At 72.0% G+C, this 22,744-nt stretch carries 23 protein-coding genes and 1 pseudogene; 13 read left to right on the forward strand and 11 right to left on the reverse strand.

Annotation, left to right across the window (positions count from 1 at the left end):
* Window positions 1-99: 99 nt before the first annotated feature.
* Both ACNNMR_RS01440 and ACNNMR_RS01445 read left to right on the forward strand, forming a co-directional pair.
* A complete protein-coding gene (locus ACNNMR_RS01440; protein WP_419992624.1) occupies window positions 100-1,029 on the forward strand; it encodes an SDR family oxidoreductase in 930 nt (309 codons plus the stop codon).
* Window positions 1,026-1,586 carry a carboxymuconolactone decarboxylase family protein gene (locus tag ACNNMR_RS01445; protein WP_419992625.1) on the forward strand — a complete coding sequence of 187 codons (561 nt, stop codon included), beginning with the start codon at window positions 1,026-1,028 and terminating at the stop codon, window positions 1,584-1,586. The genes ACNNMR_RS01440 and ACNNMR_RS01445 overlap by 4 nt, the downstream gene beginning before the upstream one ends.
* On the opposite strand, the gene ACNNMR_RS01450 is transcribed toward ACNNMR_RS01445, so the two are convergent.
* Window positions 1,583-2,575 carry an alpha/beta hydrolase gene (locus tag ACNNMR_RS01450; protein ID WP_419992626.1) on the reverse strand — a complete coding sequence of 331 codons (993 nt, stop codon included), beginning with the start codon at window positions 2,573-2,575 and terminating at the stop codon, window positions 1,583-1,585. The genes ACNNMR_RS01445 and ACNNMR_RS01450 overlap by 4 nt on opposite strands.
* 83 nt (window positions 2,576-2,658) lie before the next feature.
* The gene (hmdC, locus tag ACNNMR_RS01455; RefSeq protein ID WP_419992627.1) at window positions 2,659-3,042 is read right to left on the reverse strand and encodes a FeGP cofactor biosynthesis family protein; all 384 of its coding nucleotides are present in this window, start codon (window positions 3,040-3,042) and stop codon (window positions 2,659-2,661) included.
* A 176-nt stretch (window positions 3,043-3,218) separates the two neighbouring features.
* Here hmdC and ACNNMR_RS01460 point away from each other — a divergent pair, with 176 nt between their 5' ends.
* Window positions 3,219-4,394, forward strand: a complete 1,176-nt coding sequence (locus ACNNMR_RS01460) for a VanW family protein (RefSeq protein ID WP_419992628.1) — start codon at window positions 3,219-3,221, stop codon at window positions 4,392-4,394.
* 19 nt (window positions 4,395-4,413) lie between these two features.
* On the opposite strand, the gene ACNNMR_RS01465 is transcribed toward ACNNMR_RS01460, so the two are convergent.
* Window positions 4,414-5,277 carry a PaaX family transcriptional regulator C-terminal domain-containing protein gene (locus tag ACNNMR_RS01465; RefSeq protein ID WP_419992629.1) on the reverse strand — a complete coding sequence of 288 codons (864 nt, stop codon included), beginning with the start codon at window positions 5,275-5,277 and terminating at the stop codon, window positions 4,414-4,416.
* A gap of 163 nt (window positions 5,278-5,440) precedes the next feature.
* Between ACNNMR_RS01465 and ACNNMR_RS01470 the strand changes: the two genes are divergently transcribed.
* From ACNNMR_RS01470 to ACNNMR_RS01490, 5 genes are read left to right on the forward strand one after another with little or no spacing between them, the layout of a single operon-like run.
* The gene (locus ACNNMR_RS01470; protein WP_419992630.1) at window positions 5,441-6,628 is read left to right on the forward strand and encodes an ABC transporter substrate-binding protein; all 1,188 of its coding nucleotides are present in this window, start codon (window positions 5,441-5,443) and stop codon (window positions 6,626-6,628) included.
* The gene (locus ACNNMR_RS01475; RefSeq protein WP_419992631.1) at window positions 6,625-7,413 is read left to right on the forward strand and encodes an ABC transporter ATP-binding protein; all 789 of its coding nucleotides are present in this window, start codon (window positions 6,625-6,627) and stop codon (window positions 7,411-7,413) included. Before ACNNMR_RS01470 ends, ACNNMR_RS01475 begins: the two co-directional genes overlap by 4 nt.
* A complete protein-coding gene (locus tag ACNNMR_RS01480; RefSeq protein WP_419992632.1) occupies window positions 7,410-8,099 on the forward strand; it encodes an ABC transporter ATP-binding protein in 690 nt (229 codons plus the stop codon). Before ACNNMR_RS01475 ends, ACNNMR_RS01480 begins: the two co-directional genes overlap by 4 nt.
* Window positions 8,096-8,959: a branched-chain amino acid ABC transporter permease gene (locus tag ACNNMR_RS01485; protein WP_419992633.1), complete on the forward strand. Its 864-nt coding sequence runs from the start codon at window positions 8,096-8,098 to the stop codon at window positions 8,957-8,959. The genes ACNNMR_RS01480 and ACNNMR_RS01485 overlap by 4 nt, the downstream gene beginning before the upstream one ends.
* Window positions 8,956-10,014: a branched-chain amino acid ABC transporter permease gene (locus ACNNMR_RS01490; RefSeq protein ID WP_419992634.1), complete on the forward strand. Its 1,059-nt coding sequence runs from the start codon at window positions 8,956-8,958 to the stop codon at window positions 10,012-10,014. Before ACNNMR_RS01485 ends, ACNNMR_RS01490 begins: the two co-directional genes overlap by 4 nt.
* Here the strand turns inward: ACNNMR_RS01490 and ACNNMR_RS01495 are convergent.
* Window positions 9,929-10,870, reverse strand: a complete 942-nt coding sequence (locus tag ACNNMR_RS01495; protein ID WP_419992635.1) for a PDR/VanB family oxidoreductase — start codon at window positions 10,868-10,870, stop codon at window positions 9,929-9,931. The genes ACNNMR_RS01490 and ACNNMR_RS01495 overlap by 86 nt on opposite strands.
* Window positions 10,867-11,937, reverse strand: coding sequence for a Rieske 2Fe-2S domain-containing protein (locus ACNNMR_RS01500; protein ID WP_419992636.1), 1,071 nt, complete (start codon window positions 11,935-11,937; stop codon window positions 10,867-10,869). The genes ACNNMR_RS01495 and ACNNMR_RS01500 overlap by 4 nt, the downstream gene beginning before the upstream one ends.
* A 154-nt stretch (window positions 11,938-12,091) precedes the next feature.
* On the opposite strand from ACNNMR_RS01500, the gene ACNNMR_RS01505 reads away from it, so the two are divergent.
* Complete coding sequence (locus ACNNMR_RS01505) at window positions 12,092-13,462, forward strand: alpha/beta hydrolase (protein ID WP_419992637.1); 1,371 nt, start codon at window positions 12,092-12,094, stop codon at window positions 13,460-13,462.
* 2 nt (window positions 13,463-13,464) lie between these two features.
* On the opposite strand, the gene ACNNMR_RS01510 is transcribed toward ACNNMR_RS01505, so the two are convergent.
* Window positions 13,465-14,262 (reverse strand): IclR family transcriptional regulator, encoded by a 798-nt coding sequence (locus tag ACNNMR_RS01510; RefSeq protein WP_419992638.1) that lies wholly within the window; start codon window positions 14,260-14,262, stop codon window positions 13,465-13,467.
* Between the two features lie 15 nt (window positions 14,263-14,277).
* Window positions 14,278-14,727 carry a MarR family winged helix-turn-helix transcriptional regulator gene (locus ACNNMR_RS01515; RefSeq protein WP_419992639.1) on the reverse strand — a complete coding sequence of 150 codons (450 nt, stop codon included), beginning with the start codon at window positions 14,725-14,727 and terminating at the stop codon, window positions 14,278-14,280.
* Between the two features lie 88 nt (window positions 14,728-14,815).
* On the opposite strand from ACNNMR_RS01515, the gene ACNNMR_RS01520 reads away from it, so the two are divergent.
* From ACNNMR_RS01520 to ACNNMR_RS01535, 4 genes are read left to right on the forward strand one after another with little or no spacing between them, the layout of a single operon-like run.
* Window positions 14,816-15,739 carry an SDR family NAD(P)-dependent oxidoreductase gene (locus tag ACNNMR_RS01520; protein WP_419992640.1) on the forward strand — a complete coding sequence of 308 codons (924 nt, stop codon included), beginning with the start codon at window positions 14,816-14,818 and terminating at the stop codon, window positions 15,737-15,739.
* Window positions 15,740-15,747: 8 nt separating this feature from the next.
* Window positions 15,748-16,620, forward strand: coding sequence for an amidohydrolase family protein (locus ACNNMR_RS01525; protein ID WP_420000235.1), 873 nt, complete (start codon window positions 15,748-15,750; stop codon window positions 16,618-16,620).
* Window positions 16,621-16,648: 28 nt separating this feature from the next.
* Window positions 16,649-18,145: an acyl-CoA synthetase gene (locus ACNNMR_RS01530; RefSeq protein WP_419992641.1), complete on the forward strand. Its 1,497-nt coding sequence runs from the start codon at window positions 16,649-16,651 to the stop codon at window positions 18,143-18,145.
* 17 nt (window positions 18,146-18,162) lie between these two features.
* A complete protein-coding gene (locus ACNNMR_RS01535; protein ID WP_419992642.1) occupies window positions 18,163-18,618 on the forward strand; it encodes a MaoC family dehydratase in 456 nt (151 codons plus the stop codon).
* Here the strand turns inward: ACNNMR_RS01535 and ACNNMR_RS01540 are convergent.
* From ACNNMR_RS01540 to ACNNMR_RS01555, 4 genes and pseudogenes are all read right to left on the reverse strand, one after another.
* A complete protein-coding gene (locus ACNNMR_RS01540; RefSeq protein ID WP_419992643.1) occupies window positions 18,609-21,137 on the reverse strand; it encodes a hypothetical protein in 2,529 nt (842 codons plus the stop codon). The genes ACNNMR_RS01535 and ACNNMR_RS01540 overlap by 10 nt on opposite strands.
* Entirely contained in the window at window positions 21,130-21,594 is a 465-nt protein-coding gene (locus ACNNMR_RS01545) for an STAS domain-containing protein (protein WP_420000236.1), read from the reverse strand. The genes ACNNMR_RS01540 and ACNNMR_RS01545 overlap by 8 nt, the downstream gene beginning before the upstream one ends.
* Window positions 21,595-21,957: pseudogene (locus tag ACNNMR_RS01550) on the reverse strand (STAS domain-containing protein); the annotation flags it as partial.
* Window positions 21,950-22,714, reverse strand: coding sequence for an anti-sigma factor antagonist (locus ACNNMR_RS01555; protein WP_419992644.1), 765 nt, complete (start codon window positions 22,712-22,714; stop codon window positions 21,950-21,952). The pseudogene ACNNMR_RS01550 and the gene ACNNMR_RS01555, both read right to left, overlap by 8 nt.
* Window positions 22,715-22,744 lie beyond the last annotated feature (30 nt).

A 22,744-nucleotide genomic window follows, 5' to 3' on the forward strand; every position in this document is an offset into this window, starting at 1 on the left:
TGTACGTGAAAGACACCCACACCTGCGCGTAGGGCCTTCCGAGTCTCACCTGACGAGCCTTCATGTACACATGTGTTCACCGGTGCTAGCGTGCCCGCCATGCGACGACCAGCACGCAAGGACCTGCGCGGACAGCGGGTGTTCATCACCGGCGCGGCGAGCGGCATCGGGCGCGCGGTGGCCCTGCGCGCCGCGGCCGAGGGCGCCGAACTGTTCCTCACCGACATCAACGCGGCCGGACTCGACACGACCGCCGAGGCGATACGCGCCCGCGGCGGCAAGGTCCGCCGCGCCGACCCCGCCGACATCAGCGACTACGAGGCCGTACTCAAACTGGCGACGGACATCCACGCCGAGTCCGGGGCGATGGACGTGGTCATGAACGTGGCCGGCATCTCCACCTGGGGCACGGTGGAAAACCTGGAGCACCGGCACTGGCGCGCCATGGTCGAGGTCAACCTCATGGGCCCCATCCACGTCATCGAGGCCTTCGTGCCCCCGATGATCGTGGCCGGGCGCGGCGGACACCTCGTCAACGTCTCCTCGGCCGCCGCCCTGATCGGCCTGCCATGGCACGCGGCGTACAGCGCGGCGAAGTTCGGGCTGCGCGGCGTATCGGAGGTGCTCCGCTTCGACCTGCGCCGGCACGGGATCGGCGTCAGCCTGGTCTGCCCCGGCGCGGTGAACACGCCGCTCACCGACACGGTGGAGATCGTCGGCGTGGACCAGACCCAGCCCGCCTTCCGCGACTTCCAGGAGATGTTCCGTAAACGGGCCTCGACCCCGGATGAGGTGGCCGTGGCAATCCTGAAGGGCATCCGGCGGAACACCTATCTCGTCCACACCTCCGGTCGGGTACGGGCCGCATACGCGCTGGAACGGGTGGTGCCGCCGCTTTACGCGCTGGCGATGCGGGTGATGAACGACGCGGCGGAGCGCGTACTGAAGCAGCCGTCCGAACCGGCCGCCTCCGAACCGGCCGCCTCCGGTCCTCCCGCCTCCGGTCCGACCCAGGCGGGCACCCGATGACCGCCCCCCGCATCCGCCCCGGCGACCGCCGCGAAGTCGGCCTGCGCACCTGGGTCTTCAGCCACGGCGCAGGCCTCGTCGCCGGCACCCGCCCGCCCGCGCTCTTCCTCACCCTGGGCCGGCACCGCAAGCTCTTCCGCGGCTGGCTGCGCTTCGCGGCGCGGCTGATGCCACGCGGCACCCTCCCCCGGCGCGAGAGCGAGCTGATGATCCTGCGGGTGGCGCATCTACGGGACTGCGCCTACGAGTTCGAGCACCACCGCCGCCTCGGCCGCCGCGCGGGCGTCCGCCCCGCCGACCTGGAGCGCATCGTCGAGGGCCCCAAGGCCGCCGGCTGGTCGCCGCGGGAGCGCGCCATGCTGACCGCGGTCGACGAGCTCAACGACCGCCAGGACCTCGACGATGCGACCTGGGACGAGCTGCGCGACTACCTGGGCGAGGCGGAGGCGATCGAGTTCCTGCTGCTCGTCGGCCACTACCAGATGCTGGCCACGACGATCATCGCGCTACGGCTGACCCCCGACGGCCCGCGCCGCCGGGGGCGCGCGCGCCGCTAGTGCTTTCGCAGCCGGTCGAGGATGCCGTCGAGGTCGCGGGTGAACATGGCGGGCCGGAACATGTGCCCGCCCGGCTCCTCATGCCACTCGTGCGGGATCCCGGCCTCGCCGAGCCGGCCCCGGAACTCGCGCTGGCCCGCCAGCACCTGGGTCTCGTTGGCCGTGTCGAACCAGTTCACCGGGTCGGGGCTGGTGCCGGCGACCAGGAAGACCCGCTTGTTCCGGTAGCTGTCGAGCCGCTCGACGGGGTTGTCCGCGCTCACCCGCGCCTCGTCCCACAGCGGCGCGCCGTAGACGGTGCCGCCGCCGAGGTCCAGGGCCGCGGAGGTGACGTTGGCCCAGTGCACGACGAGCCCGGCGTCGCGGCGCAGGCTGGCGGGTCCGGAGTGGGAGCTCACCGAGGCGAAGTGGCCGTAGTACTTGGCGGCGTACTTCAGCGCGCCGAAGCCGCCCATGGAGAAGCCGCCGACGGCGCGGCCGTCGTATTCGGCGTACGTCCGGAAGCTGGCGTCGATCCACGGGAGCAGCTGGGCGATGTGGAAGGTCTCCCAGTTGCGGGGGCCGGTGTTGGAGCCGACCGGGTTGGAGTACCAGCCGGCGTGCCCGCCGTCGGGCATCACGACGATGACCGGCTTGCCGGCGGTCAGCTCGCGGATGCCCAGCCGGTCGAACTCGGTGAAGTCCGAGCCCGTACCGCCGCCGTGGAAGAGATAGAGGACGGGGTACCTGCTGCCGCTCCCGTGATAGCCGTCGGGGAGCAGGACGTTGACGCCGGGGTTCCAGCCGACGGCGTCGGTCGCGAACCGGTAGTACCACAGGCGCGGGTCGCTCTCATTGCGCTCCACGATGCTTAACCCGTAGCCGTTCCCCGGCGCCGCTGCGGCCGGCCCCGCCGCAGCGACGACGCCAACGCCGCCGAGAGCCATCGCGGCGGTGACACCGCCCGCTGTCTTCAGCACGCGTCTGCGGCTGAGTCGTTCCTCGCTCATCCGGACCTCCCGTTGGCGCCGTTGGTGGAATCGATTTCACGCCTAGGATGAGTGATGAACGAAGTTGTTCGCAAGACTCTCGCTCAGGTCGAAATCCAGCGGGCGGCCGCCTCGTAGGTGCCCCCGGCGGTGCTGTTGAACGCGATCGCCGCGCCGGGCGCATGCCGCCGAATCAGATTGATCACCCGCTCGAACAGCTCGAGCTGATCCTCGGCCGTCCGCACCCCGCCACCGACCACGACACACTCCCAGGCCCGAGCGGCCAACGCAGCCCGGACCACCTCGTCCACGTCGTCGTCCCCATCGAGGCCGAACAGGCAGGTCTCCACGCCGACACCATGCTCAGCGAAACGCGCGATCCCCCTCTCGATCTCCTGTACCAGCGGCCCGGGATCCCAGGGCCCGGGAATCCGGTACGGGTCGAAACCGATCACCAGCACGCGAGGCGGCAAGGTCGCAGTGTCCACCCCCGGACCGTACGCCGCGCCTGACGGCGGGCACCACTCATTGCCAGGTCCGGCGCGGGCGGCGATGAAATCGATATCGACGGCGTGGGCCGCCGTCGCGGGCGCGGGCTGAAGAGGCGGGGCACGACCCGCCGGGCCACCATCGACGTATCCGCGTCCGTCCGGAGGGAGAAACAGTGCAGCGCCGAATACGCAGGGCTTCCCTCGCGGCGGCCGCCTTGGGCCTCAGCTTCGCCGTGCTGTACGGCGCCGGGGTGCCGGCCGCAGGCGGGGAAGTCACTCCAATGGACGCACCGAAGGCCGAGGAGATATCGGAGCCGGTGACGCTCACCACCGACAAGGGCGAGGTCAAGATCAGCCCAGCCGTCCTCGGCAAGTACGTGACCGTGGACGAGGACGACGACAGCGACGACCAGACCCCCGAGCTCGACGCCGAGGGCCTGCTGAACGACCCCTCGGTGCACCGCCCCCTGCAGCGCATCACGAACCCCGCGCGCAACGCCGCCCTCCGCGCCGTGGACGGCCGGGTCGCGGTCGCCGCGGACGGCACCGCCGGGCAGGAGGTGACCGCGGCAACCCTCGAAGACGCGGTGCTGCCCCTGCTCGCCGAGGAGGGCGCCGACCGCACCGGCCCCGTCGCCACGGAGCCCGCACAGCCCACCCTCACCCGCGACAACGTCGCCCAGCTCGGCATCACCGAGCAGATGTCCACCTTCACGGTGAACTTCCCGGCCGCCCCGTACCGCACGAAGAACGTCGGCCGCGCCGCCGAATTGATCAACCGCTCCGTCGTCCTGCCCGGCGACACCTGGAGCTTCAATCGCACGGTCGGCGAGCGCACGAAGGCCAACGGCTTCGTAGAGGGCGTCATGATCTACGACGGCAAGTACGCCAAGGGAACGGGCGGCGGCGTCTCCGCCGTGGCCACCACCGTCTACAACGCCATCTTCTTCGCCGGGGTGGACCCGGTCGAGCACCACGCGCACGCGTTCTACATCGAGCGCTACCCGGAGGGCCGGGAGGCGACGGTGGCCTGGGGCACCATCGACCTGAGGTTCAAGAACAACTCGGACAACGCCATCTACATCCAGGCCGCCGCCACCGAGAAGTCCATCACGATCTCCTTCCTCGGCACGAAGAAGTACGACGCGATCGAGTCGGTGAAGGGCCCGCGTACGAAGATCAAGGAGCCCGGCACCCGCAAGGGCGACCCCGACGACTGCGAGCCGCAGACGCCCCTGGAAGGCTTCAACGTCAAGGTGGACCGGATCTTCCGCAATGACGGCGCGGAGGTCGACCGGGAGAGCTTCAAGACCCACTACATCCCACGCGACGAGATCACCTGCGACTGAGCGCTCTGCGACTGACCGCTCACAGCTCGACGATCTCGCACGTACGATCCACGATCTCCCGCGCCGGGCCCTCGTACCGGCCGCGCAGCTCGTGGACCACGTCCTCGGCGCGGGACGCGGGCCAGTCCGCGGGCAGGTGTTGTACGGGCAGCCGCGGGTCCACGCGGACCAGCTGCAGCCATTCGGTGAGCAGCCGCAGATAGCGGGCCAGGTCGTCGGGCGCGTCGGGGGCGGGATCCGGCAGGTCCCAGCGCAGCAGGAAGTCGCTGTAGCCGGCCACGAGCCCGTCGAGGTCGAAGGCGTCCCGCACCATCTGGCCGACGTCCGTGGGCGGTTGGGCGATGCCCGTGAAGACCTTGACCCGGCCCTCCAGCTCCGGGGCGTCGACCACCGGGTCCACGTCTACGCCTGACGGCGCGATCCACATGCCGTTGCCCAGCGCGCCGAAGCCGGCCCAGACGAGCCGGGCGCGCAGGTCGTGCCGCTGCCGCTGCCAGGACTCGGGGAGCGAGAAGGCGAGGACGGTCCAGGTGCCGTCCCAGTCGGTGTTGACCGGGCCGCGGCCCCAGACCCGCGCCTCCCCGTCCCGCAGGATTTCCGCGGAGCGTTCGGTGAGGCCGAAGTACATGCGGCGGCCGCGGCGGTGCCGGGCGAGCAGGCCGCGGCCTGCCATGCGGGTGAGGGTGGAGCGCAGCGCGTGCTCGCTCACGCCGAGGCGGGCGAAGACGTCGATGAAGCTGCCGGAGAAGACGGCGACGTCCCGGCCGAGGACGTAATTGCCGAGAAAGGTGAGCATGACCGTCTGCGGGCGCAGCCCCGCGGAGCCCGCCCGGCCGGCCAGCGGGCCGTCTTCCACTGCAGCGTTCACTGGTTCTGCTCCCATGCGGTCAGCGTAATAACACCGCTCGGCGGGCCTGCCCGGCAGGCCGCTCGGCCGCGGCCCATTGATATTGGGCACATTGTTGACGGCCGTCAAGCCTGCGCCTATCTTCGCACTGCATTCCATCCCACCCGGCTGCTTTCCGCGGCACCCTCGGGAGGTTCACATGCGCAGATTCCTGCCCCTGGTCGCCGTCGTCGCGCTGGCCGTCACGGCCTGCGGGGGCGAGGCCGGCTCCGACGGCAAGGGCCCGATCCAGGTCGGCTTCATCGAATCCCTCTCCGGCAACTACGCCCCGCTCGGCACCGAGGCCGCCAAGACCGTCGAGCTGGCGGTGGACCAGATCAACAAGGCCGGCGGGATCGGCGGCCGCAAGATCAAGCTGACCACCCTCGACGACAAGACCGCCCCCGACCAGGCCGTCGTCCACTTCAACAAGCTCAAGGAGCAGGGCGTCGACGCGATCATCGGTTCGACCTTCTCCAACTCCGCGCTGGCGGTGGAGCCCCTCGCCGAGCGCGAGAAGATCCCGTACATCTCGCTCGCCCCCGCCGACGAGCAGGTGGCCCCGATCCAGCGGCACACCTTCGTCGTGCCGGCGACCTCCTCGAAGTACGCGGAGTCGATGCTGCGCTACTTCAAGGCGGAGAAGATCACCAGCATCGCGGTCGCGTACGACACCAAGTCCGCGTATGCGAAGGCCGGTTACGGCGCAATGGCGAAGCTGGCGCCCAAGTACGGCGTCAAGCTGGTCAAGACCGAGCGCTACGAGACCAACGCCTCCGACTTCAGCTCCGTCTTCACCCACGCCCGCGGCTCCAAGGCGCAGGCGCTCGCGGTGTGGGCGAGCGGCGCGCCCGGGGTGACGATCGCGAAGCAGTACGCCACGGCGGGCCTCGATATGCCGCTCGTGATGACCGCCTCCCAGGCGAGCAAGCTGTGGCTGAAGCCGGTCGGCGACGCGGCCGAGGACGTGTACGTACAGAGCGCCGTCGGGGTGGTCGGCGACGAGCTGCCGGACAGCAAGCTCAAGAAGGTCATCGACAAGATGGCCGACCCCTTCAAGAAGAAGTACGGCTACGAGCCGCCCCAGTTCGCCATGGACGGCTACGCGGGCGCGCAGCTGATCGCCGAGGCGTTCAAGAAGGCGGGCGGCACCGACAAGGCGAAGGTGCGCGACGCTCTGGAGTCGATGGATCTCGTCACCCCGACGGGCCGCTACAAGTACAGCGCCGACGACCACTCGGGCCTGGACGTCGTCAACATCTCCATGAACCAGGTCAAGGACGGCAAGCTGGTCCCCACCAAGTGGGGCCGCGAGCAGCTGGCCAAGGCAGTGCAGGACGCCGGATGACGGCCGCGGCGATGCTGCGCGTCGCGGACCTGAGCCGGCATTTCGGCGGCGTGTATGCCGTACGGGAGGTGAATCTGGCCGTCGCGGAGGGCGAGACGCGCGCGGTGATCGGGCCCAACGGCGCCGGCAAGTCCACCCTGTTCAACCTGATCAGCGGCCATCTCACGGCCGACCACGGCACCGTGCACTACGCCACCGGCGGGCAGCCGCGCCGCATCGACCGGCTGTCCGCGCACTCGCGCGCCCGCCTGGGCATCGCGATCGTCTTCCAGGGCGCCCGGCTGTTCCACGGGATGACCGCCCTGGAGAACGTGATGGTCGGCGCGCACGCCCGCACCCGCCACGGCTTCCCCTCCGCCGCGCTGCGACTCCCCCGCCACCACCGCGAGGAGGCCGCCATCACCGCCGACGCCCTGGCCGCGCTCGACCGCGTCGGCCTGAAGGACTGGGCGCACCGCTCGGCGGACGTGCTCCCGCTCGGGCAGCAGCGCGCACTCCAGGTCGCCCGCGCCCTGTGCGCCCGCCCCCGGCTGCTGCTGCTCGACGAACCGGCGTCGGGGCTGCGCGCCGGTGAACGCGAGGCCCTCGCCCAGCTGATCGAAGGCCTGCGCGCGGAGGGGCTGACGATGATGCTGATCGAGCACGACGTCGCCTTCGTGGCCCGGCTGGCGGATCGCGTCACCGTCCTCGACCTTGGGCAGCAGATCGCGGAGGGCACCCCGGAGGAGATCCGCGGAGACGAGTCGGTGCTGGCGGCGTACCTCGGACAGGAGACCGCCGCATGATCGCGGTCGATGACCTCGTCGTCCGCTACGGCACCGCGACCGCCGTGGACCGGGTCAGCCTGACCGTCGCCGACGGGGAGGCGGTCGCCCTGGTCGGACCCAACGGCGCTGGGAAGTCCTCCCTGGTCAACGCAATCATGGGGCTGGTCAGGCCGGCGGCGGGCGGCATAAAGGTGCAGGGGCGGCCTGCCCTGGTGCCCGAGGGCCGCCAGATGTTCCCCGACCTCGACGTCGAGGACAACCTGCGGCTCGGCGCCTGGCCGTTACGCTCCCGCGGCTCGGCCGCGCGCGACACCTCCCGGGTGTACGAGGTGCTGCCCGACCTCGCGGAGATCCGCCGCCGCAAGGCGGGCACCCTGTCCGGAGGCCAGCAGCAGATGGTCGCCTTCGGCCGGGCGCTGATGGCCGACCCGGACGTCCTCGTCGTCGACGAACTCTCCCTCGGCCTCGCCCCCTTGATCACCGCGGCGCTCGCCGACCACCTCCGCGACCTCAACGCCACCCGCGGCCTGGCCGTGCTCCTGATCGAGCAGAACGCCCGGCTGGCCCTGGACCTGTGCACCCGCGCCTATGTGCTGGAGGCGGGCCGGATCCGTATCGAAGGCACCTCGGCAGAGCTGGCGGACAGCGCCGAGGTCGCCGCCGCCTATCTCGGCGGCGCGGCGGCAGAGGAGGGCGAGGAGTGAGCGACTTCCTGCAGTACCTCATCGCCGGACTCGCCGTCGGCTGCGGCTTCGCGCTGCTCGGCAGCGGCCTGGTGACGATCCACCGGGTGACGCGGGTGGTGAACTTCGCCCAGGGCACCTTCGCCGTCCTCGCGGGCCTGACCGCCGGATCGCTGCTGTCGGCGGGCCTGCCGCACGGCGTCGCCGAGGTCGCGGCCGTGCTCATCGCGGGCGCGGCCGGGCTGCTGGTCGGCATCGTCGCCATCGGCCGCCGCGGCACCAGCCCGCAGTCCGCGCTGATCATCACGCTCGGCATCGGCTTCCTGGCGTACGCGGCCGAGATCATGATCTGGGGCGAGGACCCGCACTCCTTCGCCGGGCTCGGCGGGGCGGTGCATCTCGGCGGCGCGTATCTGCAGAAGCAGTACTTCCTGGTGATCGGCGCGGCGGCGCTGGCTTTCGCGGGCCTCGGCCTGTTCTTCACCCGTACGAACCTGGGCAAGGCGCTGGGCGCCTGCGCCTCCAATCCGTACGCCGCCCGCGCCGTCGGCATCGACGTCACCCGCATGGGCCTCGTCGCCTTCACCCTCGGCGGCATGCTCGGCGGCGTGGCAGGGGTGCTGGTCACGCCGCTGCAGTCCGTGTCGTACCACAGCGATGTCCTGCTGATCACGAACGGCTTCGCGGCCGCGATCCTCGGCGGCCTGGTCAAGCTCGGCCCCGCGCTGGCCGGCGGACTGGCCCTGGGCGTCGCGGAGTCGATGGTCGCCGGCTACTACAACGCCTCCTACCAGAGCGTCGTGGCCCTAACCCTGATGCTCGCGGTCATGGTCTGGCGGGCCTCCCAGCACACGGCTCTGCACGAGGAGGCAGCCCGATGACCGCACGACCGTCCCTTCGTACGTGGACCGTCCTGGCGGCAGCCGCGCTCGCCCTCCTGCTTCCCCAGGTGCTGTCCGGCTCCGACATCCCCGTCTACGTCACGGTGCTGCTGTCGGGCATCGTGGTCACCGGCCTTTCCATGCTGATGGGTTACGCCGGGCAGATCTCCCTCGGCCATGCGGCCTTCTACCTCATCGGCGCCTACACGGCCGCGCTGCTCTCGACCCACGGCAACCCGACCTGGCTCGGCCTGGCCGCCGCGCCCCTGGTGGCGGCCGGCACCGCCGTCCTGATCGGGGTGCCGCTGCTGCGGCTGCGCGGCCATCAGCTGGCGTTCGCCACGCTCGCCATGCAGCTGATCCTGCTCAATGTGGTGGGCCAGCAGGAGTGGACGGGCGGCGACATCGGCCTGCAGGGCGTGCCGCGGCTGGAGGTGGCGGGGTACGAGTTCGCCAGCACCACCTCGTACGCCTATCTCGCCCTCGCCGCCCTGGCGCTGGTCGTGCTGATCGCCCGCAATGTGATCGCCTCCCGCCCAGGGCGCGGCCTGCGGGCGCTGGCGACCAGCGAGGTGGCGGCCGAGTCGGCGGGGGTGCCGGTGGTGGCGTACAAGCTGACGGTCTTCAGCCTCTCGGCCGGCTTCGCCGGGCTGGCGGGTGGGATCTATGCCTTCTATACGGGGTATGTGGCGCCTGGCTCCTTCCCCGTGCTGCTGTCCTTCGAGTTCGTGGTGATGGCGGTGATCGGTGGTCTGGGCACGATCTGGGGTGCGCTGGTGGGCGCGGCCGCGATCACGCTGCTGCTGCAGGAGCTGAACGAGCTGGGTACCGCCGAGGGCATGCCCGCCAGCGCGCCCGCGGTGCTGTCGTACGCGGTGTACGGGGTGCTGCTCATCCTGGTGGTGCTGTTCCTGCCGCGGGGCCTGGTGCCGAGTGCGAAGGACTGGTGGGAGCGGCGCCGTTCAATGATCAAAGATCGAGCACCAGACGGTCTCCGCGGCAGCGCGAAACGCAGATCATCATCGACTCCCCGGCCCGCTGCTCCTCCTCAGTGAGCAGCGAGTCGCGGTGGTCGGGCGTGCCGTCGAGCACGTCGGTCTCGCAGGTGCCGCAGGTGCCCTCGGCGCAGGAGAAGAGCACCTCGACTCCGGCCGCCCGCACGGTCTCCAGTACGGAGGCGTCGGCGGGGACGGTGAGGGTGCGGCCGGAGCGGGCCAGGACGAGTTCGAAGGCATTGTCCGCTTCGGTACGGGAGGGGGTGTGCGGCTGGAACCGCTCTACGTTCAGCGTTCCTTGAGGCCAGGAGGCGCAGCGGGCCTCCACCGCGTCCAGCAGCGGCCCGGGCCCGCAGCAGTAGACGAGCGTGCCGGGCTGTGGCGCCCGGGCGTAAGGCGCGAGGTCGAGCAGGCCCGACTCGTCCTGCGGGACGACGCGGACCCGGTCGACATAGGCCGCCAGCTCGTCGAGGAAGGCCATGGCCGCGCGCGACCTGCCGCCGTACAGCAGCGACCAGTCGGCGCCTGCCTCCTCCGCGGCGGCGGCCATCGGCAGGATCGGGGTGATCCCGACGCCACCCGCGATGAACAGGTAGCGCGCGGCCGGGCGCAGCGCGAAGCTGTTGCGCGGCCCGCGCACCCGTACCCGCGCGCCCGCGGGCAGGTGGTCGTGCACGTAGGCGGATCCGCCCCGCCCCGCCTCCTCGCGCAACACCGCGATCCGCCAGCTGCCGCGGTCCGCGGGGCGGGAGCAGAGCGAGTACTGCCGTACGAGCCCGTCCCGCAGCAGCAGCTCCACATGCGCCCCGGGCTCCCAGGGCGGCAACTCCCGGCCCGCGGGATGCTGGAGGGTCAGGGCCAGCACCCAATCGGCCACCCGGCGCCGGTCGGTGACGACCAGGTCGAGCTCGGTCATACGGGCTGCCCGACGCACGAGGCCGTCGCCTTCTCGCCCTCCTCGGCCAGCCGCGTGAGGATCCGCCGGGCCGCGAGGCCGCCGCTGTCGATGTTGATGCTCAGCTCCTGGTAGACGCCGGACTCGGCGTCGAGGGCCCGCTGCAGGATGTTGAGCGCGTCGACGTCCTGCATGACGACGGTGTGGTTGAAGTCCCGCAGGAAGGCGGTGACCTCCGCGTCGTCCTGGGCGAAGTCACGGGAGACGGCCCAGAAGTCGTAGACCTTCCCCGGGGTGGAGGGGGTGATGGCGTAGGTGATCTCGGTGTGGAAGGCGTCGGGGTCGGTGCCGTCCGGGTTCGGCACGACGCCGATGGGGGCGACGCGGCTGTGCAGCAGGTAGAGGCAGGGCGCGTGGTATTCGATGTCCTGCCAGCGGGTGATGCGGCCCTCGATGCCGGTGGAGCGGGCGTAGAACGGCGGGCAGGCCGCGTCGTCCATGTGCCGCGAGACCCGTACGACACTCGCGTCCTCATCGACCTCGGTCGTGATCGGGGTCTCGGCGACCTCGGGGGTGCCGATGTAGCCGCCGTGCAGATACGTCTCGTGCGAGAGGTCCAGCAGATTGTCGACCAGCAGCCCGTAGTCGCAGTCGATCGGCTCCATGCCGCACACCGAGACCCACCCCGGGTCGGCCAGGTGCCGTGCCCGCGGGACGGCCCGCGGGTCGGCGAGCGCGGGGTCGCCGATCCAGACCCAGACGAAGGAGTCCTGCTCCACCACGGGATACGACGCCACCCGCGCCGTCCGCGGGATCCGCCGCTGCCCGGGCACGAAGACGCAGGCGCCGGTCCGGTTGTACGTGAAGCCGTGGTAGCCGCACACCACCGCGTCACCGTCCAGCCGCCCCTCCGACAGCGGGAAGCGGCGGTGCACGCAGCGGTCGGCGAGGGCGACGACCTCGCCCGCGTCGTCGTCGGTCCGGTAGAAGGCGATCGGCTCGCCGAGGACCGTACGGGCGAGCAACTCCCGGCCCACCTCGGATCCGTAGGCGGCGACGTACCACTGATTCCTCGCGAAGCCGGGCATGGCGCTCCTCTCGCTGGGGCGTGCTGTGCGACGCGACCAGCGTCGGGACGGAACTCGCCGGCGGGCAACGGGACTTCCGCGTGATGGAAGACTTGCCCATAATGTTGTGCGGATAGTTGACCGCCGTCGGAATTCCGCCCTACATTCCGGCGTCATGCCTGCCCGACTCGCCCGTACGATCACCGCTCTGGCCGTCGCGGCGCTCCTCGCCACCACGGCCCCTGCCGCCGCACAAGCGGCCCCCGCCGCCCCGCCGCGGCACCTCACCGGCACGCTCGCCGACGGCGCCACCTGGATCGCCGACGTGCCCGCCGACTGGAATGGCACCCTGCTGCTGTTCGCCCACGGCTTCGGCCCCACCGTCGCCCAGAACGCCCCGAACGCCGCCGTCCGCGACCGGCTCCTGGCCGAGGGCTACGCGCTGGCGGGGTCCTCGTACGACCCCAACGGTTCCTGGTGGGCGCTGAACAGCGCGGCACGCGACCAGTTCGCCACCATCGAGGCCTTCAGCGGCGCTGTCGCCCGGCCGGAGCGCACCATCTCCACCGGCATGTCCATGGGCGGCCTCGTCAACGCGCAGCTCGCCCGGGACGCCGATGGCCGGGTGGACGGCGCGCTGGGGTTCTGCGGTCTGGTCGCCGGCGCCAACGATCTGGAGAACTACCAGCTGGACGCCGAATACACCCTCGCGAGGCTGCTGCTCCCCGGCGAGGACGTGCGGATGGTGGACTTCGCGAGCCCCGCCGAGGCCGCGGCCACCGCCGACCGGCTCACCACCGCGGTCAAGGCCGCCCAGGCCACACCTCAGGGCCGGGCCCGTATCGCGCTCGCCGCCGCCTATCTGAACCTGCCCGCCTGGCACTCGGGCGCGGCGCCGCCCCCGCGGCACGACGCCGCGGCGCGGCAGGAGCAGCAGTACGCCTGGCTGGCCGAGGGGCTGCTGAGCTTCATCGAGAACGGCCGCCACCAGATCGAGCAGTCCGTCGGCGGCAACAACTCCGGGAACAAGGGCGTCAACTACGCCCGCCTGCTAGCCGACTCCGAACACGCCCCGCAGGTCCGCGCCCTCTACCGCGCCGCAGGCCTCGACCTGCACGCCGACCTCGCCGCCCTCACCCGCGACGCCGGCATCGCCGCGGACCCGGCGGCGGTACGCGCCGCGGAGCGCTCCTCGTCCGCCGGGCAAGGGCTCGAGGTGCCTCTCCTCAACGTACACACCGTCGCCGACAACCTCGTCCCGGTGCAGCAGGAGAACATCTTCGCCGACCGGGTGCGGGCCGCCGGGGACGGCGGGCTGCTGCGGCAGGCGTACGTCGCGCGACCCGGCCACTGCACCTTCACCACCGCCGAGTACGTGGCCGCTGTGCACGCCATCGCGTACCGGATCGACGCCGGCCGCTGGGACGGCAGGGCTCGGCCGGGCGCTCTGCAGCGCGCCGCTCTCGAACTCGGCCTGGACGGTGCCGCGTACGTCCCGTACCGGCCGAGTGAGCTGGTCGGCGGCGGCCGGGAGGCGGACCGCTGAGGCTAACCGGCGCCCGGCTGCCACCCGAGCGCGCGCGAGATGCCGCGCCCGGCCAGCCGCACGGCGGGGATGAGCGCGGGCGGCTGGGCTCCGGCGGCGGGTACGACGAGCGACACGGCCGCGACGACGTCGCCGCGCGGGCCGCGGACGGGCGCGGCCACCGACAGGGCGTCCTCGGTGATCTGCCGGTCGCTCACGGCACAGCCGGTGCGCCGGACCTCGGCCAGGACGCGGCGCAGCCGGACCGGGTCGGACAAGGTGTGGGGGGTGAAGGTCTCCAGCGGCCGGGAGCAGGCCTGCTCCTGGACGGCCGCGGAGCTGTGGGCCAGAAGCACGAGGCCGACGCCCGTCGCGTGCAGCGGCCAGCGGGCGCCGACCCGGCTGCGGACGCCGACCGCGGTGCGGCCGGAGATCCGCTCGATGTAGACGACGTCCAGGCGGTCGCGGACGGCGAGATGCACGTTCTCGTGGGTGGCCTCGTAGAGGTCCTCGAGGAACGGCAGCGCGGCATCACGCAACGCATGACCGCGGGGCGCCAGCGCCGCGAGCTCCCAGACGCGCAGGCCGATGTGGAAGCTGCCTTGAGCGTCGCGTTCGAGGGCGCCCCAGGCGCACAGGACTCCGGTCAGTCGGTGTGCGGTGGCCGGGGTGAGGGCGGCGCGGCGCGCGATGCCCGTGAGGGACAGAGCCGGGTTGTCGTGGTCGAAGGCGTCGAGGACGGCGAGCAGCCGGTCCGCCGCGGATCGGCGGCGCGGCGGACCGGCTGCCCGACTCTTCCGCCCTCCCGCGGACTCCGGCATCGGCGCCGCCGCCCGTCAGTCCTGTCCGGGTTCCGCGATGCGCAGCAGCAGCGCCTGGAGGGTGGCCCGCTCGTCGGGGTGCAGCGGGGCGAGCAGTTCGTCGGTGACCCGGTGGCTGCCCTTGTCGGTGTCGCGCAGCGTGTCCCGGCCCTTGTCGGTGAGGGCGACGATGCGGCTGCGGCGGTCGGTGGGCGAGGCTGTACGGACGGCGAGGCCGAGCCGCTCCAGGTCGTCGACGAGGCTGACGATGGCGCTCGGGTCGTAGCCGAGGCGCTCGCTCAGCTCCCGCTGCAGGGCGCCGTCCTCGGCGGCCAGGAAGCGCAGCAGCGCGTAGTGCCGCAGCCGCAGCCCGGACTCCTCGAGCGTGGCGTTGAAGAGCCGGCCGGAGCGCAGCCCGAGCCGGTACAGCAGATAACCGGTGTCCGCGTGCAAGCCGCGCATCCAGGGCGGGTCTTGGTCGCTCATGACGCAAATCATGGGTTACAACAACTATTGACGTCAACAACTATTGTTCCTAGCTTGCTTCCTGCCAACGCCACGAAGGGACACCCACGTGCCTGAAGCCACCACCCAACTCACCGGCAAGGTCGCGGTCGTGACCGGCAGCGGCCGCGGCCTCGGCCGCGCGTACGCCGCCGCGCTCGCCGCCGCCGGGGCGTCCGTCGTCGTCAACGACCTCGATGCCGCCGTCGCCGAGGAAGCCGCGAAGTCGCTGCGCGAAGCGGGCGGGAGCGCCGTCGCCGAGACCGTGGCCGTGGGCACGGCGGAGGCCGCGGCGCGGCTGGTCGACCGGGCGGTGGCGGAGTTCGGGCGGCTCGACGTGATGGTCACGAACGCCGGCATCCTGCGCGACAAGGTGCTGTGGAAAATGACGGACGACGACTTCGACGCCGTCGTCACCGCCCACCTCCGGGGTACGTTCACCTGCGCCCGCGCCGCCGCGGTGCGGATGCGCGAGCAGGGCGACGGCGGCACCCTCGTGCTCGTCGGCTCGCCCGCGGGCCAGCGCGGCAACTTCGGCCAGACCAACTACGCCGCCGCTAAAGCCGGTATCGCCGCCATGACCAGGACCTGGTCCATGGAGCTGGCCCGCGCGGACATCACGGTCAACGCCATCGTCCCGGTCGCCGCGACCGCCATGACCGAGACGATCCCGGCGTTCGCCCCGTACATCGAGGCGCTGCGCCGCGGCGATCCGCTGCCGGCCTTCCTGCGCAAGGGCGAGGGCTTCGGCACCCCGGAGGACTGCGCCGCACTCATCCCCTTCCTCGCCTCGGACGCGGCCCGCGACATCACCGGCCAGTGCATCGGCATCGGCGGCGACAAGCTCGCGTTGTGGTCGCATCCGCAGGAGACCGCGGTCGCGTACGCCGAGGACGGCTGGACCCCGCAGTCCATCGCCGACGCCTGGCATACGTCGGTCGGCCGGGAGCCGCAGTCGGTCGGGATACCCGCGCCGAAGGTGCCGGGGCCGTGACGGGCGCCATGGACGTAGCAGCGCTGGCCGCGATCGACGTCCACGCCCATGCCGAGGTGTCGTCCAAAGGACACGCCTCGCTCGACGAAAGCCTGCACGCCGCCTCCAGCGCGTACTTCAAGGTCGAGGGCAACCGAAAGCCAACCCTGGAGGAGACGGCCGCGTACTACCGCGAGCGCAACATGGCGGCGGTGGTCTTCACCGTCGACGCCGAGTCCGCGACGGGCACCGAGCCCGTACCGAATGAGGAGGTCGCCGAGGCGGCCGCGGCCAATCCTGATGTGCTGATCCCGTTCGCGAGCATCGACCCGCACCGCGGCCGCGCGGGAGTGCGGCAGGCGCGCCGGCTGGTCGAGGAGTACGGGGTGCGCGGCTTCAAGTTCCATCCCAGCATCCAGGCCTTCTTCCCCAATGACCGCCTCGCGTACGACCTGTACGAGGTGATCGAGGAGACCGGCACCATCGCCCTCTTCCACACCGGCCAGACCGGCATCGGCGCGGGCGTCCCCGGCGGGGGCGGCATCCGGCTCAAGTACTCGAACCCGTTGTACGTGGACGACGTGGCGGCCGACTTCCCCCACCTGAAGGTCATCCTGGCGCACCCGTCCTTCCCCTGGCAGGACGAGGCGCTGGCCGTGGCCACCCACAAGCCCGGCGTCCATATCGACCTGTCCGGCTGGTCGCCGAAGTACTTCCCGCCGCAGCTGGTCAAGTACGCCAACTCGCTGCTGAAGGACAAGGTCCTCTTCGGCTCCGACTACCCCGTCCTCACCCCCGACCGCTGGCTCGCCGACTTCGCCGAGCTGCCCATCAAGGACGAGGTCCGACCCGCGATCCTCAAGGACAACGCCGCCCGGCTGCTCGGGCTCACCCGCTCGTAATCCCCAACGAGCCGTAAGGGGCGCACAGATGCGCAACGAAGGACTGGGTTCCTGGCCGGCCCGCCGGGCCCGCAAGACCCCCCACCGCACCGCCCTGCTCCACAACGACACCCCGACCACCTACGCCGCGCTGCACGAGCGCACCACCCGCCTCGCCCACGGCTTGCGCGCGGCGGGCATCCGGCGCGGGGACCGGGTCGCGTACCTGGGGCCCAACCATCCCGCCTTTCTGGAGACCCTGTTCGCCGCCGGGCTGCTGGGGGCGGTCTTCGTACCGCTGAACTTCCGGCTGGCCGCGCCCGAGATCGCGTATCAGCTGGGCGACTCGGGTGCCGGGGTGCTGCTCCACGCGGAGTCGTACGAGCCGCTGGCGGCGGAGGCTGGAGCCGGCGTCGTACGCATCGTCACCGACGGCCGCCCCTACGAGGATCTCCTCGCCGCCGCCCCGGACCAGCCCATCGACGAGCCGGTCGCCCTCGACGACACCGCGATCATCATGTACACCTCGGGCACCACCGGCCGCCCGAAGGGCGCCATGCTCACCCACGGCAACCTCACCTGGAACGCCGTCAACGTCCTGATCGACCACGACCTCCTCGCGGACGAGATCGCCCTGGTGTCCGCGCCGCTCTTCCACACCGCAGGGCTCAACATGCTGGCGCTGCCCGTGCTGCTGAAGGGCGGCACCTGCCTCATCGTGGGGGCCTTCGATCCGGACGGCACTCTGGAGCTGATCGAGCGGCACCGGGTGACGTTCATGTTCGGCGTGCCCGCGATGTTCGACCAGGTCGCCCGGCATCCGCGGTGGGCCGCCGCCGACCTCTCCTCGCTGCGCATCCTCACCTGCGGCGGCTCGCCCGTACCGACGCCGCTGATTGACGCGTATCAGCAGCGCGGCCTGACCTTCCTCCAGGGATACGGGATGACCGAGGCCTCCCCCGGCACCCTCTTCCTCGACGCCGAGCACGCGACGTCCAAGGCCGGCTCGGCGGGCGTGCCGCACTTCTTCAGCGATGTCCGTGTCGTACGCCCCGACCTCACGCCGGTGGACGTCGGCGAGGCGGGCGAGGTGCTGGTGCGTGGGCCGCATGTCATGCCCGGGTACTGGGGGTTGCCCGAGGAGAGCGCGCGGGCCTTCACCGACGGCTGGTTCCGCTCGGGCGATGCCGCTCGGGTGGACGACGACGGCTATGTCACCATCGTCGACCGCCTCAAGGACGTGATCATCTCGGGCGGCGAGAACGTCTATCCCGCAGAGGTGGAGAACGCCCTGCTCGCGCACCCCGACATCGCGGAGTGTGCCGTCATCGGCGTACCCGACGAGACGTGGGGCGAGGTCGGCCGCGCGGTGATCGTCGCGCGCGAGGGCGCCGCACCTGACCCGGAGGAGCTGCTCGCCTCACTCTCCGGCCGCCTCGCCAAGTACAAGATCCCCAAGTCCGTGGTGTACGCGACCGACCTGCCGCGCACCGCCTCCGGCAAGCTCCTCAAATCCCGCGTGCGCAGCCTGTACGGCACCCCCTGACCCGCTAGGAGTTCCCGATGACGACGACCGTCGATGGCCTCGACGACCTCAAGAAGCTCGCCGGCAGCGACCTGGGCACCAGCCCGTGGACCGAGATCACCCAGGACCGCATCAACACCTTCGCCGACGCCACCGGCGACCACCAGTGGATCCACACCGACCCCGAGCGGGCCGCGGCGGGCCCCTTCGGCGCCCCCATCGCCCACGGCTATCTGACCCTGTCGCTCTTCATCCCGCTCTTCACCGACCTGCTCGACGTCCAGGGCGTAACGACGAAGGTCAACTACGGCCTCAACAAGGTCCGCTTCCCCGCCCCCGTCCCGGCCGGCTCCCGCATCCGCCTGACGGCGCGACTCGCCGCGGTCGAGGACGTACCCGGGGGCGTGCAGATCACCGTCGACGGCGCCATCGAGATCGAGGGGGCCGCCAAGCCGGCCTGCGTGCTGCAGAGCATCTCCCGCTTCTACGCCTGAGGGACCGGGTCCTCCGCCGGCAGCCCCGTCGCGCGCAGCCCGCCGACCGGCTGCGCCCGGGGCGACTGCGCCGCCAGCGCTGCCAGCAGGCCTTCCCAGGCATCGGTGAGCCCCGCGTCGACGGCCGCGCGGTAGGCGGCGCAAGCCTCGGTCGACCGGCCCTGTTCCAGGTACAGGGCGCCGAGGGCGGTGTACGCGGCCGTGTCGCCGGCCTCGCAGCCGCGGGTGTAGGCGCGTTCGGCGGCGGCGAGGTCACCCCGTTCCGCGCGTACGTGGCCCAGCGCCGTCCAGGCGTCCGAGGCGCCCAGAGCGGCCGCCCGCAGTGCGGCGCGCCGGGAGCCCTCCCGGTCCCCGGCACGTTCCCGCATCCGGGAGAGCGCGGACCACGCGTCGGTGGCGCCGCGTTCGGCCGCCACCTCGGCGGCCTCCTCCGCCCCCGCGCTGTCCCCGGCGCTCTCCCGCGCCCGCGCCAGCATGATCCAGGCGTCCGCGTCACCGGCCCGCGCGGCCGCCGCGGCGGCCTGCGCGGCGCCCGCGTCGTCGCCGGTCTCCACGCGGGCTTCCGCCAGCGCGGTCCAGGCCTCCGGGTCGCCGGTACGGGCCGCCTGGGCGGCGGCCTCCTCGGCGGCCGCGCGGTCGCCGTCCGACTCGGCGAGCAACGCCAGTTCGCGCCAGGCGGCGCCGACGCGCATGGCGGCCGCCTCGCGATGTGCCGCGGCGGCTCCCGACCGGTCACCGGCCGCCGTACGCGACCGGGCCAGGACGGACCAGCCCTCGGGATGACCCGCGTCCGCGCCGTCGACGGCGGCGCCCAGCGCTGCCGCGTCGTCACCGCGGGCCCAGTGCAGGCGTACCAGGGCCGCCCAGGCGGCGCTGACTCCCGCGCCCGTCGCCCTGGTGGCATGCGTGACCGCCGCGGCGAGGTCGCCGCCGCGTTCGGCGGCCTGCGCGAGTCCCATGTGACCCCAGCCGTCACCGGCCCGTACCGCCTGCTCGAAGGCGGCCACCGCCCCGGCCGCGCCATGCGCCGCCCGCATCCGGCCGAGGGTCCGCCAGGCGAGCGGCTCGCCCGCAGCCGCAGCCTGCTCGGCGACCGCGTCCGCCGCAGCCGGATCGCCCTCCGCCTCGCGGAGCCTGGCCATGGCCGCCCAGGCCCAGGCGTCGCCCGCGTCCGCCGCGCGCCGGTACGCGTCGAAGGCGCCCGGCGCATCGCCGTCTTCCTCCCGCGACACGGCGAGGGCCGCCCAGGCGAGGGGGTCCGCCGCGGCCGTCTCCGCCGCGGCGGCCGGCCCTTCCGTACCCGACCGCAGCACCGCAAGGGCGGCCCGCGCCCGGCCGTGGCCCAACTCGATCGCCCGCTCGTACAGCGGGACGGCACTGCCGTAGCGGCGCCGCTGCTCGGCGGCGCGGCCGAGCGCATGGACGTCGTCGGCGGTCCTGGCCCAGCGGGCCCCGGACCAGAACGCGGCGGGCGGCGAGCGGTGGGCTCGTACGCGCTGAATGTGCTGTTCGAGGTAGTCGTCCGGGCGGTAGCTGTCGGGGTCGCCGACGCCCGGCTCGTGGCGCTCCGCGATCAGTGGCGTCGGGCCGCCCTCGGCGGTCGTCAACGCGCTGACGGCAACCGGGAACCAGTCGCTGCCGGCCGCCGCCCGGGCGGCGGAGTCCATGTACCCGGCCGCCGCCTCCAGGAGCAGGCGTGCGGGGACGCCGCCGGCGTGGCCCAGCCTGCGCGCGTCCGCGGCCGCCGTCAGCACGGCGTGCTCGGGGGCGGTGAACCACTGATCGGGCCCCATGTCCCAGCGGCGCACCAGCTCCGGCCCTACGGTGAGGTGCTGCAGCACCCGGCGGCCGGTCCCGGCGGCGCGTACGGCCGCGGCGATGCGCGGGTCGCGGGCGGCGGCGGCCGCAAGGGCCTCGTGGTCCCCGGGCAGCGTGTCCGGAACCGTGATCATCCGGTGCGGTCCGGCGAGCAGCGCGCGCGTGTACGGGGCGCTCTCCAGGCCGTTCTGGCGGTGCGTCAGGCGCCGCATGTGTTCCGGCCACATGGTGCCCACTACCGTCAGCGGCGCCACGTCGTCCAGCAGCCGCGCCAGCGCCCGCGCGGCGCGCTCCCCCATCGCGCCGTCCAGATAGCGCTGCGTCTCGTTGAGCCACAACACGGTGCGCGGCTCGATAGCGCCGGCCTCGGCCCACGCGGTCAGCTCCGCGGCGTCCGCGGGGAACACCACCGGCCAGTCGGGCAGCACAGCGGCCACCGCCTCGTACAGCGCCCGGGTCTTGCCGCTCGCGGACCGGCCCACCAGCAGCGCGAAGACGGCCTGGTGGGTCGCCGCCGCCCGGGCCAGCCGCTCCCGGAGGGTGTCGTCGTGCGGGCGGGTTAGGTATTCGGTCCGCGGCAGGTCCACGGTCCCGTCCGGTCCTGGCGCGGGATGGACGCCGAGGCGTACGGGGTCCCACTCCGCCGCGGTGCGGAGCCGTTGCGGCAGGGCGCGCGCCGGACCGTTCCCGTCGTCAGCCATGGGCGGCACCCGCCTCACGGCCGAGGAACTCCACGGCGGCGCCCACCGTGCCGAAGAGGGGAAACACCTTGCTCAGCCCCGTGGTCCGGAACGTCTTCCGGATGCGCCCATAGGGCGCGACCACGGCCAGTGCGCCCTCGTGCGCGCGGACCCGCTTCAGGCCACCGACCATCACACCGAGCCCGGTGGACTCGAAGTACTCAACCGCCGACATGTCCAGGACCAGAAAGAATCTCCCGTGGTTGACCAGATACACCAGCGCCTCGCGCAGCACCGGCGCGGTGTAGACGTCCACTTCACCCGGAAGTCTCACCACGGTGATGGATTCCGAGACGTGTTCATAGGCGAGCCCGCCTGGGGTGAAGCTGCGGTTCGCCCGCTCCGCGCGGATGGCGCGCCGCTGCTCGATGCTCTGGTCCGCGTAGGTGGCGGCAAGCGCCGCGACCGCATCCGGCACGTCCGCGTGGATACGGAAGACCGTGTCCAGCCGCACATCCGTCAGCGCCTTCCGCACCTCTGAGCTCGATACGACCAAAGAGATGGCACCGCCTTGGATGTGGACGGGCCGCAGGCAATCGACCAGCACGCGCAGATGGACCCCGCCGATCTCGCTCACCGCACTCAGGTCGAGGACCAGGATGTATCGCCCGCTACCAGCGATCTGGATCAGCTCGGAATGCAGCTTATAGGCGGAGCCGTCGTCCAGCAGCACAACCCGGCCATCGCGCTCGACGCGCACGACTGTTATGCCATCGTGCCGATCCTCGTATGACACCTTCAGGTGCGCCGGGACCCCGCCGCCGCCTCCGTTGTCAGCCATAGGCAGCGGACTCCGCACGGCCCAGGTATTCGACAGCGGCTTCCACCGTGTCGAAGAGGCGAAATACCTGAATCAGCCCGGTGATCTGAAACGCCTTCCGGATGCGCTCATGTGGAGCGACGACCGCCAGTAGTCCGTCGTGCCTCTGGACCAGCTTCCGGCCGCCGCTCATCGCGGCGAGCGCTGTCGAGTCCATGAAGTCGACTGCCGACAGGTCCAGTACCAGAAAGACTCTCCCGTGGTGCACCAGGTCCGCCAGCAGTCGCCGCATCGCCAGCTCGGTCGAGGGCCCCAGCTCACCCGAGAATCTCACCACGGTGGTGGACTCGGAGACGTGTTCATACCCATGCTCGCCCGGAGCGACAAGGCGTTTCGACTGCTCCACGAGGGCGGCACGCCGCTGCTCGAGACTCTGCTTCGCGTAGTAAGCGGAAAGTCCGGCGACCGCCTGCCGTACCTCGCGGCCCGGCCCTGCAACGGTGAGCGCCCCTCCCAGGAGCCGCGCCCTGTGCCGTACCAACCAAAGCATGTCCCCGCAGGTCTCGTCGACCTTGCGCACCGCGCTCAGATCGACGACCAGAATGAGCCGCCCGCTCTCGACGAGCTCCATCAGCGTGTCACTCAGCGCCTCAACGCCGCCCCGGTCGAGCACTGCAATCTGGTCATCACCCCCTACCCGTACGACAGTGATGCCGTCGACCCCGTCTCCGTACGACACCTCCAGCTGCACCTGCGCCCCGCCTCCGCCGTCAGCCATGGACATCTGACTCCGCACGGCCCAAAGCCA

Origin of the sequence: Streptomyces boninensis, from assembly GCF_048572725.1 — a bacterium.
Lineage (GTDB): Bacteria > Actinomycetota > Actinomycetes > Streptomycetales > Streptomycetaceae > Streptomyces > Streptomyces boninensis.